This window comes from Paenibacillus sp. P4_E11 (genome assembly GCF_056401635.1).
Map to the genome: position 1 here is coordinate 23,497 of NZ_JBFUIX010000030.1, position 16,322 is coordinate 39,818.

The following is a 16,322-nucleotide window of genomic DNA, read 5'->3' on the forward strand; positions in this document are numbered from 1 at the left end:
TGGAGTCCAGGCGCGAGTCTCGACGAAAGGTGCTATATCTTTTTCTCTTACTCCCCCATGCTGCAGGAGCTGGGTTCTGGGTTTCGGGCTGTTGGGCAAATGCGAGTGAGAATCGGAAAAGGGGTCTGCCGCGAGTTTTGGCTTTTCGTCATAACCATAAACATATAATCAGAGTGACGAAAAACAAGATGTCTGAGCTGGGCAGAACCATTTCCGTTTCTCTAACGATAATTTGCCCTTCCTTAAACCTTGAATCGAGCGACAGCGGCCTGCAAATCCTCCGCCATCTTAGCAAGCGCCTGAGCCGAAGCCGACACTTCCTCCATGGAAGCGGTCTGTTCTTCAGTAGCAGCGGCGATGTGCTGTGTATTGTCGGCGGCCTGCTCCGACACCTGCGCGATATGCTGGATCGAGGTCAACATAAGCTGCGCCCCGCCGTTCAATTGCTGCACGACCGCCGAAACCTCCTGTGCCTGGCTGGAGACGTTCGTGACCCGCTCGACGATTTCGCGGAACGAGGTGCCGGCTTCGCTCACAGCGGATATCCCGTCCGACACTGCGGTCGTTCCTTGCTGGGTGGCGTCAATCGCTTTGCCGGTGTAATCTTTCATCTCCCCAAGCAGTTCGCGAATTTGCTCAGCGGATACACTGGATTGCTCGGCTAGCTTGCGAACTTCGGTCGCCACGACGGCGAAGCCTTTACCGTGATCACCAGCACGGGCAGCTTCAATGCCCGCATTCAGCGCGAGCAAATTCGTCTGCTGCGCAATCGTAGTAATGATCTTCACGATGCTATCGATCTGTTCGGACCGCTCACCTAGCATATGTACGGTATGGGCTGCGGCAGCTACCTTTTCTTGAATGACTTGCATCTGTCGGGTCACGTCCTCGATCATTCGGCTGCCGACGGCCGCTTTGACCGAGGTTTCGTTAGCTCCCACAGCGACCACTTGAATGCTGGAGGAAATTTGCTCAACTCCTTTGGACATTTCACCGGAAGCACGTGACGACTCTGCGGCGCTGCGCGCTTGCTGATCGGTGCCGCTGGCAATTTCTTGGATCGCAGAAGCGATCTCCTCGGACGAACGGCTCGTCTGCTCAGCGCTAGCCATCAGTTGTTCGGAGGTAGCTGCGACATGGTGTGCGTTCGAATACACTTGAGTCATTACTTCCCGAAGGGAATGCACCATGGTGTTGAAGTCGGCAATGAGAGCCCCCACTTCATCTTTTCGTTTCGTGATGATCGGTTCTAACGTCAGATCCCCTTCAGAAATCCGGTTAGCCCGTCTAGCCAGCTGTACGATCGGTTTGGATATGCGGTTCGCGATGAAGATAGAGAGGAGGATACCAATTAGTAACGCACCAGCCGTTAACCCAATCGAAAGTAATTTTATGGAGTGCGCATTCTTATAAGCTTTTGCAGTAATCTCGCTTGTCGCCTCATCGGTTAGTTCGATAATGCTGTCGAGGCTTTGTGCTGCCTTTATGAAGCTAGGGTGGACTTGCATCAGCAGGTTGATCGCAGCCGCCTGACCTTGGCCTGAGGAGATGGCATTTAAGATAGGAGGAATTCCTTTGGTGAAGGTATCGAAATTTTCGGTGAATGTTTTGAAAGCTTCGGCGGCTTTATCATTGGGGATAAGGCCTTCATATTCCTTGCGTTGCTCTCCGATGGAAGCGATCAGATCGTTCAATTCACCCTGCAGGCGCTCCCGTTCCCGGGTATCGGTCTCCAGCATATAGCGAAGTGTCATTCGCTCGGTGTCTTGTACATCTCCATGCATTGTGCCGATGGTGGCCAGACCGGGTGCATACCGGTTGTCGATATCTTGGGAAATTTTCTCGAACGAGTCGAAACTGACGATGGAGAATCCGCTGATGACAGAAAGAATGATGAGAATGATCATAAACCCGACAATCAGTCTTGCGCGGATAGAAAAACGGAATTGAAACTTCATAAACAACTATCTTCCTCTCTAGGGTGGTATATGATCTATATAAGGATATAACGGTTGGACGGGAGCTTTTTTGAACAGTGATCTGCTTCATAGTACAATGGTAATCATAACTACACTAGTACTCCTCATTTCTCTACTTGGCAGAGGCCGATTCCCAGCATTAGAGCGCGGTGCAGAACTGCGACGCACCATATACTGCGGAGGAGGTAACCGGGCTTATGTCCAACCTGTCCCAATTGTCCAAGTCTACTCAATCGCACAAATTACAAGACCGGAAGAACGCAATCATCCTGCTAATCGGCGCGACAGGGAAGGTTGCGCTTGTTTTTATGCTTGCATTCGGACTTACCTTACTTCTGATGATTCCGGTAATAGGGCTGACTATGTATCGCTTGTCCAGAGAGGCAACGCTTAATTCGCTCGGGCAAGCTTTTGTGGAATGGGATGCAGAGACGATACTATCCGCTATGTGGAACCATCCGGCGTTTCTATACGGTTCGACCATTGCACAGGCGATCGGATTTATTGCGGCTGCTGCGATCTTGTATGCCAAAGTCGATTCCAAGCAAGGTTGGCCGATGGGTTGGACAACACGAGGTCGTCCGCTGTCGACATTGGGCAGAGGATCCATCATTGGTGCGCTGCTGATCACAGTCGTGTTCATTGCCATGCTCCCTATGGGCCTAATCGGCAGTCTGCAGGGGCAGGCTGATTTTTCCGCTTGGTCATCTGTAGGGTGGTATGCGGCCTTGCTGGCGCTTGTGACCGTCAATGAAGAAGTGTTCGTACAAGGCTACACACAAGGGCTGCTGCGTCACCGACTTGGACGGGTTGTCGGACTGGCTGGCTCGGTCCTGCTCTTCACCCTCATGCATGCGCTCAATCCGGGTGTGTTCGAGCATGGAGGATTGCCGCTCCTTAATACCGCTCTCTTCGGCATTTTCCTGGCGCTATGTCGCGAGACCTCGGGAGGATTATGGCTTCCTATTGGTGTTCACTGGGCGTGGTATTTCGTACAAGGCTGCGTATTCGGCTTTCCAGTGTCCGGTACCCAAGTGCCATCTCTAGTCTCGCCGGAGATTAAGGGTACCACCTGGTTGACCGGTGGACAGTTCGGAGCGGAGGGAAGCCTTCTAACGACATGTATAATAGCTGCTGCTGTGATTCTAATGCTACTTCGAGCCAGGTCACTGGGGCTGCCTGCTGACAAGTGATGTCCTTCATCGATGTACCATCTCCCGTATTAGCCAGTGGATGCATATAGAACTTCAAATGGCTAATGCTAGAAAGTAATCTAATTTTGAGGTGGAATGGGGAAGTGGTGTCGCTTGTTATGGTTGGTCATAGCTTTGGTGCTGTTTATATTTCAGATCGCCACGATACTAGTTGTGGAATTCCGCAATCCATCCAAGTCGGTAGCCTGGTTAATGATTTTATTCATCTTTCCGATTGTCGGGTTTGTCGTCTACTACTTCCTGGCCAGAGAATATAAGCAACGGCGGAAGATGAGGCGTAAGGATCGCAAACTGCTTGACGAAATGCGTCGTGGCCTGGAACTGAAGGCGCGTGCGTTAACGAAAGATCCCAGCTTAGCTCAATGTGCCGTATTCCAGGAGCAGAGAATGATGGGGCTGCTTACGAACATGCCGGAAGCACCTATTACGTCCTGCAACCGTGTGAGGGTGCTGAGTGATGCTGCCACTACCTATGAAGCGATCTTCACGGCCATTGAGCAGGCCAAGCAATTCGTACATCTGGAATATTATATAGTCCGAGACGATCATACAGGACGGCGACTGCAAGAGCTGCTGATACGCAAAGTAAGCGAAGGTGTGCGTGTCCGGTTTATTGTGGATGGACTCGGCTGTTACAAGTTAAGCGCCAGTTATATCAATGAGCTGCGAAACGGAGGCGTGGAGTTATACGGGTTTCTCCCCCCTGTGATTGCATTTTTCGACAAGCGCATCAATTACCGGAATCATCGGAAAATCGTAGTTGTTGACGGCCTGATCGGCTTCTTGGGCGGCATCAACATTGGTGATGAATATCTAGGCAAAGACCCGAGATTTGGCTACTGGCGTGATACGCATCTACAAGTACAAGGAGACTCGGTCTATTATTTGCAGCATACGTTTGCGACGGATTGGGCGTTCGTAAGCGGGCAACCCATGCCTAAGCAGGACTTCTTCCCCGAGCATGACTGTGCGGAGCCGGATAAGGAACATATGCAGATTATAGCGAGTGGACCGGATGCTCCCTGGGATGCGGTGCAGGAAGTGTTCTTCAGTGCGATGGCGACTGCCAAGCACCGGATCTACATTACGACACCGTACTTTATCCCCGACCCCAGCATCGCCATGGCGCTCAAGACAGCTGCTTTCAGTGGGATCGACGTTCGAATCATCATTCCGCTTGTCCCGGACACGAAAATCATCCATTGGGCGTCCCTTTCGTATGTCAAAGAGTTCATGCTGGCAGGTGTGCGATTTTACCAATATCGCAAAGGCTTCGTCCACGCCAAAACACTGATCATCGATCATATGCTTGGCACAGTAGGGACCGCGAATATGGACATGCGCAGTTTTTTCAGCAACTTCGAGATTATGGCTGTCCTTTATGAGCGCAACAGCATTGAGCGACTGGAGCGTGACTTCCAGGAAGATATGAGGAACAGCATAGAAATTGACCCAGTTGCCTTCTCCAAGCGCTCCAGGTTTATACGTGGGCGGGAAGTCATCGCTCGTCTGTTGTCCCCGTTGTTTTGATGTGAAAAGGGATTGATTTTGACCAAATGCAGGAAAATGTATGAAACTGTCGAATTTCATCAGGGAGAACCATCCATAGAACAAGAAGAAGAGGGGACCCTATGATTCGGCTATCAAGTGCAAGGCAGAGGCAACTCGATTATATCGGACTGACCGATAAAGACTTAAGCTTACTTGCAAGTAAGAAGGAACAATTCGAGCAAGTAGTTAACGTGCTAGTAGATCAGCTCTACGAGCGTATTACACAAGAACCGGAGCTCGTTGCAATCATTCAGAAACACAGTACGCTGGAGCGTCTGAAGGAAACACAACGGTGGTACTTCCTGACCATGGCAGCAGGTACGATTGATGAGGCATTTATCGAGAAACGACTGTTTATCGGACACATTCACTCCCAAATCGGGTTGACCACGAACTGGTATCTGGGAACTTATATGAAATATTTGGATTTGGCAATCGTGCATTTCCAGCATGTGATACCTGACGAGTGGGTGCAAGTCACGCACGCCTTGTCGAAAATGTTCAACCTGGATTCCAGCCTGGTGCTTGAAGCTTATGAGCGCGAAGAGAAGCAGAAGATTGAGGACCTCGCGGGCGAGCAGCACAATCTTCTCCAAGGGATCAGCAATGCGGTACAGGAGCTGGCGTCTATGATGGTGGAGCTGAGCAGCAGCAGCCAGGCGGTAGCGGAAACGGCTCTGCAGACGGCGGAAGCCCAAGACAATGCTCACCAAATGGTGAACAGCTTGTCCCACGAAATCGGGGAAATCTATACGATGGGCAATCTGATGCAGGAAATTTCCGACCAGACCCATTTGCTGGGCTTGAACGCTGCTATTGAAGCCGCTCGAGCTGGTGAACAAGGGCGCGGCTTCAACGTAGTAGCGAACGAAGTGCGCAAGCTGGCCGCCCGTTCGAAGGAATCGATGGAGCAAATCGAAGAGCGTTTGAACGGCATATCGAGCGTATTGAAGAAGGTCATGACCGAGTCCGAGCAAACGTCCATTCATGCCCGCACTCAAGCGGCCAGCTCTCAGGAACTGACCTCATTCGTACAGATGATTGAGAAGGTGACGTTGGAGTTGGAGAGCTTGAAGAAGACGGTGTAAAAGGATGTTAAAAAAGTCCACTTTGATAACGAAGCTGATCTAGTAGGATCTCGACGTCGAATCTTGAACGAAAGCCGGGAACTCCGGTACTCACGTAGCCTACTACGCTCCGTTCCTCGTTCCTCGTCTTTCCTTCAACCTTCTCGGTTCTGAAAGCGGACTTTTTTAACTTCGATTTTATTTTAACCTATCACACCTAACACACGCTCCAGGTTTTGCGGGGGGACCTTCACTAGAAGGTCCCCTTTGTTGTGCAGCCGTTCCCCGATGTTCAGCAGGTGGAAGTCACGCGGATCGGCGCCGAGCTCCACTTCGCTCCATTCGAGCGGCGTAGACACCGAAGCAGCTTCCCGGGCGCGAGGCGTGTATGGGGAGGATATGGTCTTCCCGTACCAATGCTGCAAGTAGTCGATGTAGATCAGATCGCCCCGGTTCTTCTTCAACCGCTCGATCGTGAACAACTTCGGGTACGTCTGCGTCATATAGACACCGATGAAATGGCCGATCTTTCGCAGTTGCTCGAATGTGTACCCTTGTTGGATGGGGATGAACAGCTGAACCCCAGTTGCCCCTGAAGTCTTGGGCACACTGGCGATTCCCATCTTGTTCAGCGCCTCGCCGATTAGGAAAGCCGCCTTCATGATGCGCGGTTCCTGGTCAAGCGTAGGGTCGATGTCGATGATCCATTCGGCAGGCAGTTTACTATCGATATAGTGGAATGAGGCATGGAATTCCAGACAAGCCAAGTTGCCCAGCCACAGCAAGGTAGGGATCGAATCCAGCACGACATAGCGGATGTCTTCCATCACAGCGGTTCGTACGAAGGGGGGAAGCGGCTCCGGATTATTTTTCTGATAAAACGATTTGCCATGAATACCATTCGGGTAGCGGATCGTCGTCAAATAGCGGTTGGAGCAATAGGTCAGCAAGTAAGGAGCCAGCTCCAAGAGCTTTTCCAAATACATGACCTTCGTAATCCGCTGCTCCGGCCATAACAATTTGTCGGGATTCGTTACGGTTATCTCATGCCCGTCGATCGTTACGGTTCCTTTGTTGTGCCCAGTTGTCGCCATACGATTCACCTCTTTACTTGTAGCTTGTCTGTTGGAACGAAGTCGTATACGCTGGAATTAAGAAATATTGGGAAACTATTAAGAATTTTTTCAGATTTCCCCCCACTATTTCCCCAGAAGTTTTCGGTAAGATGAATGCATACCACAACTTGCGGGAGGTTATCGCATATGTTATTGCAGTTTACTAGCCGGTTTCAAGCCCTATGTCAGGAAAAGCTCCTGTTTCTTCATAAATTTCTACTACACCCGAAGCAAGTGGGAAGCGTAACACCAAGTTCGCGGCATTTGGCCCGAGCTATGGTTGATGCTGTTCCTTGGGACCGTGTCCATCGTGTTGCCGAGCTTGGAGCGGGTACAGGCCCGATTACGGAATTTATTCAGGCCAGGTTATGGCCGGAAGCGAAGCTAGTCTTGTTCGAGAAAGAACCGCAGCTGCGAAGTGGACTTGAGAGTCGGTTCCCTCAGTTTCCCTGTTACCCGGATGTATTGGAAATGCAGGCGTCGATCCAACAGGAAGGGATGGATCAGTTGGATTGCATCATTAGCGGCTTGCCGTTCGCTAATTTCCCGCAATCGCTTCGGGACGACATTCTCCATCAAATGGAACTGTCGTTGAAACCAGGAGGGATATTCATCGCGTTCCAATACTCCATGCAGATGCGAAAGCAGTTCGAACAGATGTTCGAGCTTCAGGAGATCCGCTTCGTCCTGTTCAATGTTCCTCCCGCCTTCGTCTATGTGTGTCGTAAGAAAGGGGAGCAGAAGTAATGTTGAAAAATGCCAAATGGCGCAAATATAGCCCATTACTATGGATGCTCGCGATACCGGTTCTGAATATATTTTATGCCATTCTGAATCGTCCGGGTCCTGAGGTAAACAGCCTGTTGTCTGACCTCGATAAGCTTATTCCTTTCCTGCCGGTCTTTATTATTCCCTATGTCATCTGGTATCCTTTTATTGCTGGTACTTTATTATTGTTCTTCTTCACGGACAAACGAATATATTACCGAGCACTTGCAACGTTATGCCTCGGCATGATAGTGTGCTATTGTATCTATGCGGTGTTTCAGACAACGGTCCCTCGACCTGTCCTATCCGATACAGGGTGGCTTCACGATATCGTAGCCTTCGTGTATGCGAACGACCAGCCGTTTAATTGCTTCCCCAGCATTCATGTACTGACCTGTTTTGTAATGATCAAGAACTTGCGCAAGTACAATCTGTTGTCGCCTGCGCTCCGTCTCGTCTTGATTACGATAGCCTGGAGCATTATTGCGTCTACCGTGTTCGTTAAACAACATGTGGTGTTGGATGCAGTAGGGGCAATATTGCTTGTAGAAGTATTGTACACGGCGATGAAACGCCTCATTCCTCTGAAGCAATCCGAGCAACAGCCTATGGCTATGGAATAAAGAATACGAACGAATAAGGGGGAGCCAGCATGACGACCGTACTTGTCGTGGATGACGATCCAGAGATTCGCGATGTGATTCATATCTATTTGCGCAATGACGGTTTCCGGGTCGTGGAGGCGGAGAACGGGGAGCAGGCGCTGGACGTGCTGGCGCGGGAGCAGGTTCAGCTAGTTATTCTGGATGTGATGATGCCCGTGCTGGATGGAATCAAGACTTGTCTGCGAATCCGCACGACGGACCATATCCCTGTTATTATGCTGTCGGCCAAAGGCGAGGACATGGACAAGATTACAGGTCTCTCGCTAGGTGCTGACGATTACATGGCGAAGCCCTTCAACCCACTGGAATTGGTCGCCCGGGTTAAGGCTCAGCTTCGTCGGTTCCAGCTCTCGGGTAAGCCGGCTTCAGCGGAGAATGAGATTCAGGTTGGGGAGTTAACGATCAATACGGCTCGTCATCAAGTAACGGTGGAAGGCCGGGATATTGCACTCACCCCGATTGAATTTTCCATCCTGGAGCTGCTAGCCGCGCATAGAGGGCAGATTTTCAAAGTAGATCGAATTTATCAGAGCGTATGGAAGGAACAAGACTATTACTCGGAAAATACAGTCATGGTGCATATCCGCAACATTCGGGAAAAGCTGGAAACGAACCCGAGAGATCCGAGATACATCAAGACCGTATGGGGAGTGGGCTACAAAATTGATTGAGCGCCTCTTGAAGTTTTCCAATCAACTGCAGACAACCCTCCGGGTTAAATTGATGGTCACGTTCGTTATTTGTGCCATGCTTAGTTTTTTTTCGGGTTATCTGATCAACCGGGTTGCCAAGGACATTCAGAAGAAACCGTATATCAGTTATGAATCCAGCAAGAGGCAAGTGCAAGAACGATTGATTGGGCTAGAACATCAGCTCGATACCAATCCCGAGCCCGCTGCCCTAACTTCCTATTTGAACGAAGCTGCCCGGCTGGGTGGGGTGGAAGCTTATGTGACCGATACACTCGGTCGCATTGTTCTGCGTTCAGAAGGGGCTACRCTCTCGCAATTGAACATTCATCAGTCGATGTATTCGACCAAGTTGGCGATAATGGCGCCACAGGCGGGGGAGCCTTACATGCTGATCTCTCCCGTGAAGTACCAAGGCGAGGAAATGTTCCTGGTCGTGAACGGTCCCTTGGTACCGGAACAAGCCTATACGTATACAGATCGGCCGCTGTTCAATCTGATCGCCGTGACCGTGTTGTTCATCTTCTACTTCTACTTGTTCACATTCCGGAAAATGCGTCAAATCCGGCAAATGAGCAACAGTCTGAATCGGATCGCGGAAGGCGAGCTGTCGGTTCGTCTGAAGTCGTCCAGTCGGGATGAGCTAGGTGTCGTCTCTGCTAACATCAATACGATGGCACAGCGCCTGGAGCAGCAGCAGGAGCGGGAGCGCAAGTTGGAGCAATCCAGAATGGAGCTGATTACAAGCGTTTCCCATGATTTGCGGACTCCGCTTACGAGTATAATTGGCTATCTGACGATTCTGAAGGACCAGAACGTCCCGGAAGAAGCAGATCGCAAGCGATACATCCAGAATACATATAGCAAAACCGAACAAATGCGCAAGCTGATTGACGATTTGTTCCAGTATACGAGACTGTCTGGCGGAGAAGTCGTGTTGAACAAATCGTCCTTCGATCTAGTCAATTTGCTGGAACAAATGTTGAACGAATTCGAGCCAATCGCCGAGCTGCAGGATGTCATGATCCACAGTTCCTGGCAGGTCGAACCTTTGCCGGTCTATGCAGACAGTGAGCTTATCGCTAGGGCGGTGGACAACCTACTCATGAATGCGCTGAAATTCTCGCTTAAGCCGAGCGAGATCAAAGTGCTTGCAGGTGTGGACTACCACGGAGCTTTTGTCTGCGTCGAGAATAATGGACAGCCTATCACCAAGGAGCAGGAGGAGAAGCTGTTCGACCGATTCTACAAAGCGGATCCTTCCCGCAATGATGGGCTGTTGCCCGGCTCTGGGTTGGGTCTGGCCATTACGCGAAACATAGTTCAACTGCACGGAGGCCGCATCTGGCTTACTCATGAAGCGGGACGATTCCGATTCTGGGTGACGCTGCCTTCTACCAAATCATTTATCTGAAAGGTCCCTTCAACATGGAATATTTACCGATAGTAGTAAAGATATTGGCTGTACTCATTGTGCTTGTCAGTGTGCTGTTCTTGTTAGGAAAAGTTACAGGAGAATTGATCGTATCCAACCGGAACCATTCGCTAGGTAAAATTTTCGGACGATTTGTTTACCTTCCCCGCCCGGTTGCTGCCTTCCAACCGCTGAGACCGTTGCAACTGTGGAAGCGAATCGTTGGTCTATTCTTGGTCACTCGGCTGCTCATCATAGGGGCTTCCGTCAGCTATGCAGCGGCAACCGCGAACGGATCCGGCCTCGGGGCGATCCTCGCTCAATGGTGGTTCGAATACGATTCGTACCACTATATCAACATTGCGACGAACGGGTATCAATCGACTGGGGAAGATCAGAATTTGATTGTGTTTTACCCGCTGTATCCGTTTCTGATCAAATTGTTTCATTTTATCATTCCGGACTATTTTGTCGCCATCACAGACACTTATACGGCTAATGCCGATTACTATATCGCAGGTGTAGTCGTTTCCAACTTGTTCCTCTTGATCGGTTTGTATTACTTGATTCGATTGGTGGAGCTGGAGTGGAAAGATTCGGAATTAGCTTCTTCTGCAGCCAAGTATTTGCTGTTGTTCCCGGTTTCCTTCTTCTTCAGTATCATCTATACGGAGTCCGTCTTTGTCACGTTCTGCATCCTGAGCTTCTATTCGATGCGTAAGTCGAGATGGCTTATGGCCGGGCTATTCGGTATGTTGGCGGCGTTGACGCGTAACCAAGGGGTTCTGCTGGCTATTCCGATCCTGATCGAGATGGCCGTTCAACAAGATTGGCGGACAATGCTGCGGCATGGTCGGATACGCGCTTGGCTGCGCGGGTTGTTCCCAGGCGTCATTGGCGTTGTTCTCCCTGTAGTCGGTATATTCATCTATCTGCTGATTAATAAGCTCGTGAGCGGGGATTGGTTCCGCTTCCTGTTCCACCAGAAGGATCACTGGGGACAGACATTCGGCTTTTACGCGGAAAATCTGGCGGAGCATATGAGACGTGCGCTTACTTATCACAAGCCCTTGTTCAACGTCGGGGTATACTTGCCGCAAATTATTATGTTCTTCATCACTTTCGGTCTACTCATCTACATGACCAACAAAATCAGGCTGTCCTATGCGGTGTATTCGTTCGCTTATTTGATCGTATCCTACTCGGCAAGCGCGCTGTTGAGCGGAACCCGGTATGTGGGCGGGATGTTCACGTTATATTTGTTCCTGGCTTATGTGATCAGTAAGGTGAATACGAGTCAAAGGCCGTATCTCGATTGGATTATGCTATTCTTCCTGTTGTTCTTCACGGTTGTGTTCGGATTGAATTACGTATTCTGACAAGCCATGGGGCATCCTTGTATAATGGGAACTATGACTGAATCATGATCATATTCAAGGAGAGGGGACTGCTGAATGTTAGATCGGAATGATACCGTGATCGGATTTGTCGGGGTGGGGGTTATGGGCCGCAGCATGGCTGCTCACCTGCTCCGGGCAGGCTACCGCTTGCTCGTCTATAGCCGGACGAAGGAGAAGGCAGAGGACATCGTGCAACAAGGTGCAGAATGGAAAGCGACAGTAGGCGAACTTGCGCAGGAAGCCCATGTCATCTTCACCATGGTCGGCTATCCGTCGGATGTAGAGCAAATCTACTTGGGACCAGAAGGTATTATTCGTCATGCAAGACCAGCTGCCCGTCTGATCGACATGACGACGTCCAGCCCGTCGCTCGCCAAACGGATCTATGAAGAAGCTAAGCAGAACGGACTGGCTGCCCTCGATGCGCCTGTCTCCGGTGGTGATGTGGGTGCACGGGAAGCCAGATTGTCAATCATGGTAGGCGGGGATGAGGAAGTATTCGAGGAAATGCTTCCGCTCTTCGAAGTGCTGGGGCGCAACATCGTTCGCCAGGGCGATGCAGGTGCGGGGCAATATACGAAGATGTGCAATCAGATCGCCATTGCCTCGAATATGATTGGTGTCTGCGAAGCGTTGTTCTATGCGAAGAAGGCGGGGCTTGATCCGTCGACGGTGTTGAAAAGCATCGAGAGTGGGGCAGCTGGCAGCTGGTCACTCAGCAATCTGGGACCGAGAATGCTCGCAGGCAACTATGAACCGGGTTTCTACGTGAAGCATTTCATCAAGGATATGGGGATCGCGCTTCAATCCGCCGAGGAGATGGGCCTTGCGCTGCCTGGACTCACACTTGCCAAGTCGCTGTATGATCAACTCGCCGCGATGGGCGAGTCCGACAGCGGAACGCAAGTGCTGTACAAATGGTTCGAAGCGTCTGAGGGTTAAGCAGTTAGGAAGGACAAACTGAGAAGAACAGACCAAATAGAACCAACCAAGAAGAACGAACTAAGAAGAACGAACTAAGAAGAACGAACTAAGAAGAACAAACCTATCAAATACAATCCAACAAATACCGCTCACATTTGAGCGGTATTTTAGTGCAACGCGATTACTCGAGCTGCAAGCCGATTTTTTCGGCTTACAGCCCCTGCGGTAGGCCTTACTCGAGCTGCAAGCCGATTTTTTCGGCTTACAGCCCCTGCGGTAGGCCTTACTCGWGCTGYAAGCCRAWTTTTTCGGCTTACAGCCCCTGCGGTAGGCCTTACTCGWGCTGCAAGCCGATTTTTTCGGCTTACAGCCCCTGTGGTAGGCCTTACTCGAGCTGCAAGCCGATTTTTTCGGCTTACAGCCCCTGAGGCAGGCCTTACTCGAGCTGCAAGCCGATTTTTTCGGCTTACAGCCCCTGCGGTWGGCCTTGCTCGAGCTGCAAGCCGATTTTTTCGGCTTACAGCCCCTGCGGTAAGCCTCACTCGAGCTACAAGCCGGTTTTTTCGGCTTACAGCCCCTGCGGTAGGCCTTACTCGAGCTGCAAGCCGATTTTTTCGGCGCTATTCGCGACCGCGGGATGCCAGAACCGGCCAGTAGCTCGGTTGAGGCTGTCGATTAACTGTGGACAAGAGGAGTGAAGAGTGGAAAAGAGGACCCTGGCGAGTTTTGGCTTGAACCTCCCACCGCTGAATCCTTAATACAATCAGGGAGGTTCAAACAAGATGTTTGAAACCCGGGGCCCCCACAAAGTACTCGGAAATACTACAGAGCTTGGCTTCACTTTGTGGGGATGACTAGGGGTCCTTTTTCACTTGGAACGGCCGTTTTTCTACAACGACAGCATACGTATGTATTAGGACTCTCGCAAGCGCTAACCGAATGCAGCGTCGCGTTTTTTGAGAATCGCGGATTTGGGCCATACTGGAAGGAAACGACTCATTTATCAGGAGGACGCGCGGATGCAGGATACGAATCTCAAACCTGTCGTACCGACAGAACCGGTCAGCACAGCCAACATGCCGAAGGGCGATCAATGGGTGTACCAGATCAAGTGGGACGGAGTCAGGATGCTAGTCTACTCCGAAGGGACCGAGACGCGCTTATTCAATCGCAGGCTGAATGAGCGAACGATGCAGTACCCGGAGCTGCTCAGGGTGTCCGATTACTGTACGGCGCAGTCTGTAATCCTAGATGGGGAGATTATTGCCCTGTTGGACGGCAAGCCATCTTTTCAACAGGTGATGCGTCGTGATGGGATTCGCAAATCAACCAATGTGGACGTTGTCCGCAAACAAGTGGCCATTACGTATATGATATTCGACATTTTGTATTTGAATGGGGAGTGGGTAACGAACCGAACCCTGCAGGAAAGGCAGCAGTTGTTGGTGGATTGTGTGAAGCCAAGCATTCAAGTTCAGCTCGTGGCTAACTTTCCGGACGGGGATGCGTTATATGGTGTGGTGGCGGCTCATGAGTTGGAAGGGATCGTCTGCAAGGACCTCACGAGCAAATACACAATCGGCGGGAAAGACAAACGGTGGCAAAAGAAGAAGTTATACAAAGATCTGATCGCAGCTGTAGGCGGTGTGACCTTCCGGGATGGGACGGTCAATGCGATCATGCTAGGGTTGTACGACGATGCCGGACAGTTTGTATTCATTGGCTATGCAGGAGCGGGGAAGATGACGCAGGCGGATTGGTATGCCTTGACCGAACGGGTGCCAGAACTAAGGACGGACACGCGCCCCTTCGTAAATATACCGGAAAGAAGCAAGGAAGCCGTATGGTTGACGCCGACGCTGACGGTGAAGATCAACTTTCTGGAGTGGACTTCGTATGGAACTTTACGCCAGCCCGGCATCCAGTCGTTTGTCGATCTTCCCCCGGCAGCTTGTAAGTTCAACCAAGACTAACCTGCTTCTTTCCTAGTAAAATTCCTTGTCGGCAATCAGGAACCTGTACCTTTCTCCTTAGCGGGTGCTCTCCGTTTCGCTCTGGGCTTGCCCGTTGTTGCAGTTGTAGAGGAGATGTCCGCGGTTGGTTCGGATTTGTCTATTGCGACATTAGCTGGTTTAGCGGCCTCCAGACTTGCCTGCAGGGCGGCCATTAAGTCGATCACATTCGTAGTAGGCGCCTCAGGAGCGATGCGAATTTCTTCACCTGCAATTTTTTGCTCAATCAGACGCATCACCTTATCGCGATAATCGTCCTTGTATTTGCCCGGCTCGAAAGGAGTCGACAGCTGCTCGATCAGCATTTTGGCCATCATCAGTTCCTTCTCGTTCACAACCGGATTTTCCGGTAAATTCGGTACCTGCTTAATGGAACGAATCTCGTCCGGATAAAATATCGTCTCCATCACAATACAGCCCTCCATCACACGAAGGGCGGCTAGGCTGCTCTTGGAACGGATGGATACTTTGGCGATTCCAATCTTGCCGCTCTGATGCATCGCTTCCAGCAGCAGACTATAAGCATTCGAGCCGGTTTCGTGGGGGGCCAAGTAATACGTTTTCTGAAAATATATAGGGTCAATCTCCGTCAAATCCACGAAGTCGATAATTTTGATTTCTTTGCTCGTCTCCGACAGCGAATCAAGCTCCTCTTTCTCGAAAAGCACGTATCGGCCAGGCTCATACTCATATCCCCGAGAGATGTCCTCCCATTCCACGGCTTGTTCGCAGTGTTGGCATGTTCGAACGTAGTTCAGTGGAGTCCCGCATTTGTTGTGGATGTACTTCATCGAGATGTCTTTGTCTTCCGTCGCAGAGAACATTTTTACGGGAACATGAACCAGCCCGAAGCTGATCGCCCCTTTCCAAACGGTATGCATACGTCCATTCTCCTCCTCATTAGACCGCCTTGTGGCGGACGTAATCCCTCTTATTCATTGTTGGCAAAAAGCGTCCGGTCTACACATGAATATGCCGAATCGGGGAAATCTAAGCAAGAATGTTGAATAAGAGTGACTGTCGATTTCACACCACAATGAATCGAAAGTCTCTATGAATCAACGGGAATCCGAACAGGAGGCGAGACACATGAGCGACATGCAAGGGAAAGATACAGATCACGAAGGTCGTAACGACTACTTTATGGATGTTGATCGTATGATCAATGAAGGCTTAGGAGGCGGGACTGTCTCGATGCATAACGGCCTGATCGAGGAAACGTCGACCGATACGATGGATGATACGATGAATCACGTGGAATCGCTTCTCCAGATGGAAGAATAAGACACCAAGGAGGCAGTTGCAATGGATGTGAACCGTGCTCAACAAATTGTGGATTCAGCGGAAACGATTAACGTTATGCTTGATGGCAAGTCTGTCTGGATCGATAGCGTTGATTCAATTAACAACACCGTGAAGGTGCATCCGGAACACAATCCCGGCCAATCCCAGACGGTTTCTGTGAGTCATCTACAGGAAGCTTAATCGTCACGGGAATCTTAATTGAAACGTAGAGGCGAAACA

The 16,322-nt window shown here is 50.6% G+C and carries 15 protein-coding genes; 12 read left to right on the plus strand and 3 right to left on the minus strand.

Annotation, left to right across the window (positions count from 1 at the left end):
* Positions 1-242: 242 nt before the first annotated feature.
* Positions 243-1,958, minus strand: coding sequence for a methyl-accepting chemotaxis protein (locus tag AC1DWB_RS13760; RefSeq protein ID WP_477541644.1), 1,716 nt, complete (start codon positions 1,956-1,958; stop codon positions 243-245).
* 218 nt (positions 1,959-2,176) lie between these two features.
* Between AC1DWB_RS13760 and AC1DWB_RS13765 the strand changes: the two genes are divergently transcribed.
* The 3 genes from AC1DWB_RS13765 (at position 2,177) to AC1DWB_RS13775 (ending at position 5,832) form a co-directional block, all read left to right on the plus strand.
* Positions 2,177-3,172 carry a CPBP family intramembrane glutamic endopeptidase gene (locus tag AC1DWB_RS13765; RefSeq protein ID WP_477541645.1) on the plus strand — a complete coding sequence of 332 codons (996 nt, stop codon included), beginning with the start codon at positions 2,177-2,179 and terminating at the stop codon, positions 3,170-3,172.
* Between the two features lie 114 nt (positions 3,173-3,286).
* A complete protein-coding gene (gene cls, locus AC1DWB_RS13770; protein WP_477541646.1) occupies positions 3,287-4,723 on the plus strand; it encodes a cardiolipin synthase in 1,437 nt (478 codons plus the stop codon).
* A 101-nt stretch (positions 4,724-4,824) separates the two neighbouring features.
* Entirely contained in the window at positions 4,825-5,832 is a 1,008-nt protein-coding gene (locus AC1DWB_RS13775; protein ID WP_477541647.1) for a protoglobin domain-containing protein, read from the plus strand.
* A 182-nt stretch (positions 5,833-6,014) separates the two neighbouring features.
* Here the strand turns inward: AC1DWB_RS13775 and ligD are convergent, their stop codons facing one another.
* Positions 6,015-6,905: a non-homologous end-joining DNA ligase gene (gene ligD, locus AC1DWB_RS13780; RefSeq protein ID WP_477541648.1), complete on the minus strand. Its 891-nt coding sequence runs from the start codon at positions 6,903-6,905 to the stop codon at positions 6,015-6,017.
* A 168-nt stretch (positions 6,906-7,073) separates the two neighbouring features.
* Between ligD and AC1DWB_RS13785 the strand changes: the two genes are divergently transcribed.
* The 7 genes from AC1DWB_RS13785 to AC1DWB_RS13815 all read left to right on the plus strand — a co-directional run bounded on the left by AC1DWB_RS13785 (position 7,074) and on the right by AC1DWB_RS13815 (position 14,759).
* Entirely contained in the window at positions 7,074-7,673 is a 600-nt protein-coding gene (locus tag AC1DWB_RS13785; RefSeq protein ID WP_477541649.1) for a class I SAM-dependent methyltransferase, read from the plus strand.
* Positions 7,673-8,317 (plus strand): phosphatase PAP2 family protein, encoded by a 645-nt coding sequence (locus tag AC1DWB_RS13790; protein WP_477541650.1) that lies wholly within the window; start codon positions 7,673-7,675, stop codon positions 8,315-8,317. The genes AC1DWB_RS13785 and AC1DWB_RS13790 overlap by 1 nt, the downstream gene beginning before the upstream one ends.
* A 29-nt stretch (positions 8,318-8,346) precedes the next feature.
* Positions 8,347-9,030 carry a response regulator transcription factor gene (locus AC1DWB_RS13795; RefSeq protein WP_477541651.1) on the plus strand — a complete coding sequence of 228 codons (684 nt, stop codon included), beginning with the start codon at positions 8,347-8,349 and terminating at the stop codon, positions 9,028-9,030.
* A complete protein-coding gene (locus AC1DWB_RS13800; protein ID WP_477541652.1) occupies positions 9,023-10,462 on the plus strand; it encodes a HAMP domain-containing sensor histidine kinase in 1,440 nt (479 codons plus the stop codon). The genes AC1DWB_RS13795 and AC1DWB_RS13800 overlap by 8 nt, the downstream gene beginning before the upstream one ends.
* A 14-nt stretch (positions 10,463-10,476) precedes the next feature.
* Positions 10,477-11,841 (plus strand): mannosyltransferase family protein, encoded by a 1,365-nt coding sequence (locus tag AC1DWB_RS13805; RefSeq protein WP_477541653.1) that lies wholly within the window; start codon positions 10,477-10,479, stop codon positions 11,839-11,841.
* Between the two features lie 75 nt (positions 11,842-11,916).
* A complete protein-coding gene (locus AC1DWB_RS13810; RefSeq protein WP_477541654.1) occupies positions 11,917-12,804 on the plus strand; it encodes an NAD(P)-dependent oxidoreductase in 888 nt (295 codons plus the stop codon).
* Positions 12,805-13,805: 1,001 nt separating this feature from the next.
* A complete protein-coding gene (locus AC1DWB_RS13815; protein WP_477541655.1) occupies positions 13,806-14,759 on the plus strand; it encodes an ATP-dependent DNA ligase in 954 nt (317 codons plus the stop codon).
* Positions 14,760-14,794: 35 nt separating this feature from the next.
* Here AC1DWB_RS13815 and ku read toward each other — a convergent pair whose 3' ends face one another.
* The gene (ku, locus tag AC1DWB_RS13820; protein WP_477541656.1) at positions 14,795-15,679 is read right to left on the minus strand and encodes a non-homologous end joining protein Ku; all 885 of its coding nucleotides are present in this window, start codon (positions 15,677-15,679) and stop codon (positions 14,795-14,797) included.
* 217 nt (positions 15,680-15,896) lie between these two features.
* Here ku and AC1DWB_RS13825 point away from each other — a divergent pair, with 217 nt between their 5' ends.
* Complete coding sequence (locus tag AC1DWB_RS13825; RefSeq protein WP_477541679.1) at positions 15,897-16,082, plus strand: hypothetical protein; 186 nt, start codon at positions 15,897-15,899, stop codon at positions 16,080-16,082.
* Positions 16,083-16,103: 21 nt separating this feature from the next.
* Positions 16,104-16,283, plus strand: coding sequence for an H-type small acid-soluble spore protein (locus tag AC1DWB_RS13830; protein WP_477541657.1), 180 nt, complete (start codon positions 16,104-16,106; stop codon positions 16,281-16,283).
* The last annotated feature ends 39 nt before the right edge of the window (positions 16,284-16,322 follow it).

What these genes read in the sequence shown, in the direction of transcription:
- AC1DWB_RS13760 (WP_477541644.1), bottom strand. Translation starts at nt 1,958, where the DNA reads ATGAAGTTTCAATTCCGTTTTTCTATCCGCGCAAGACTGATTGTCGGG.
- AC1DWB_RS13765 (WP_477541645.1), top strand. Translation starts at nt 2,177, where the DNA reads ATGTCCAACCTGTCCCAATTGTCCAAGTCTACTCAATCGCACAAATTA.
- AC1DWB_RS13775 (WP_477541647.1), top strand. Translation starts at nt 4,825, where the DNA reads ATGATTCGGCTATCAAGTGCAAGGCAGAGGCAACTCGATTATATCGGA.
- ligD (WP_477541648.1), bottom strand. Translation starts at nt 6,905, where the DNA reads ATGGCGACAACTGGGCACAACAAAGGAACCGTAACGATCGACGGGCAT.
- AC1DWB_RS13785 (WP_477541649.1), top strand. Translation starts at nt 7,074, where the DNA reads ATGTTATTGCAGTTTACTAGCCGGTTTCAAGCCCTATGTCAGGAAAAG.
- AC1DWB_RS13790 (WP_477541650.1), top strand. Translation starts at nt 7,673, where the DNA reads ATGTTGAAAAATGCCAAATGGCGCAAATATAGCCCATTACTATGGATG.
- AC1DWB_RS13795 (WP_477541651.1), top strand. Translation starts at nt 8,347, where the DNA reads ATGACGACCGTACTTGTCGTGGATGACGATCCAGAGATTCGCGATGTG.
- AC1DWB_RS13805 (WP_477541653.1), top strand. Translation starts at nt 10,477, where the DNA reads ATGGAATATTTACCGATAGTAGTAAAGATATTGGCTGTACTCATTGTG.
- AC1DWB_RS13810 (WP_477541654.1), top strand. Translation starts at nt 11,917, where the DNA reads ATGTTAGATCGGAATGATACCGTGATCGGATTTGTCGGGGTGGGGGTT.
- AC1DWB_RS13815 (WP_477541655.1), top strand. Translation starts at nt 13,806, where the DNA reads ATGCAGGATACGAATCTCAAACCTGTCGTACCGACAGAACCGGTCAGC.
- ku (WP_477541656.1), bottom strand. Translation starts at nt 15,679, where the DNA reads ATGCATACCGTTTGGAAAGGGGCGATCAGCTTCGGGCTGGTTCATGTT.
- AC1DWB_RS13825 (WP_477541679.1), top strand. Translation starts at nt 15,897, where the DNA reads ATGCAAGGGAAAGATACAGATCACGAAGGTCGTAACGACTACTTTATG.
- AC1DWB_RS13830 (WP_477541657.1), top strand. Translation starts at nt 16,104, where the DNA reads ATGGATGTGAACCGTGCTCAACAAATTGTGGATTCAGCGGAAACGATT.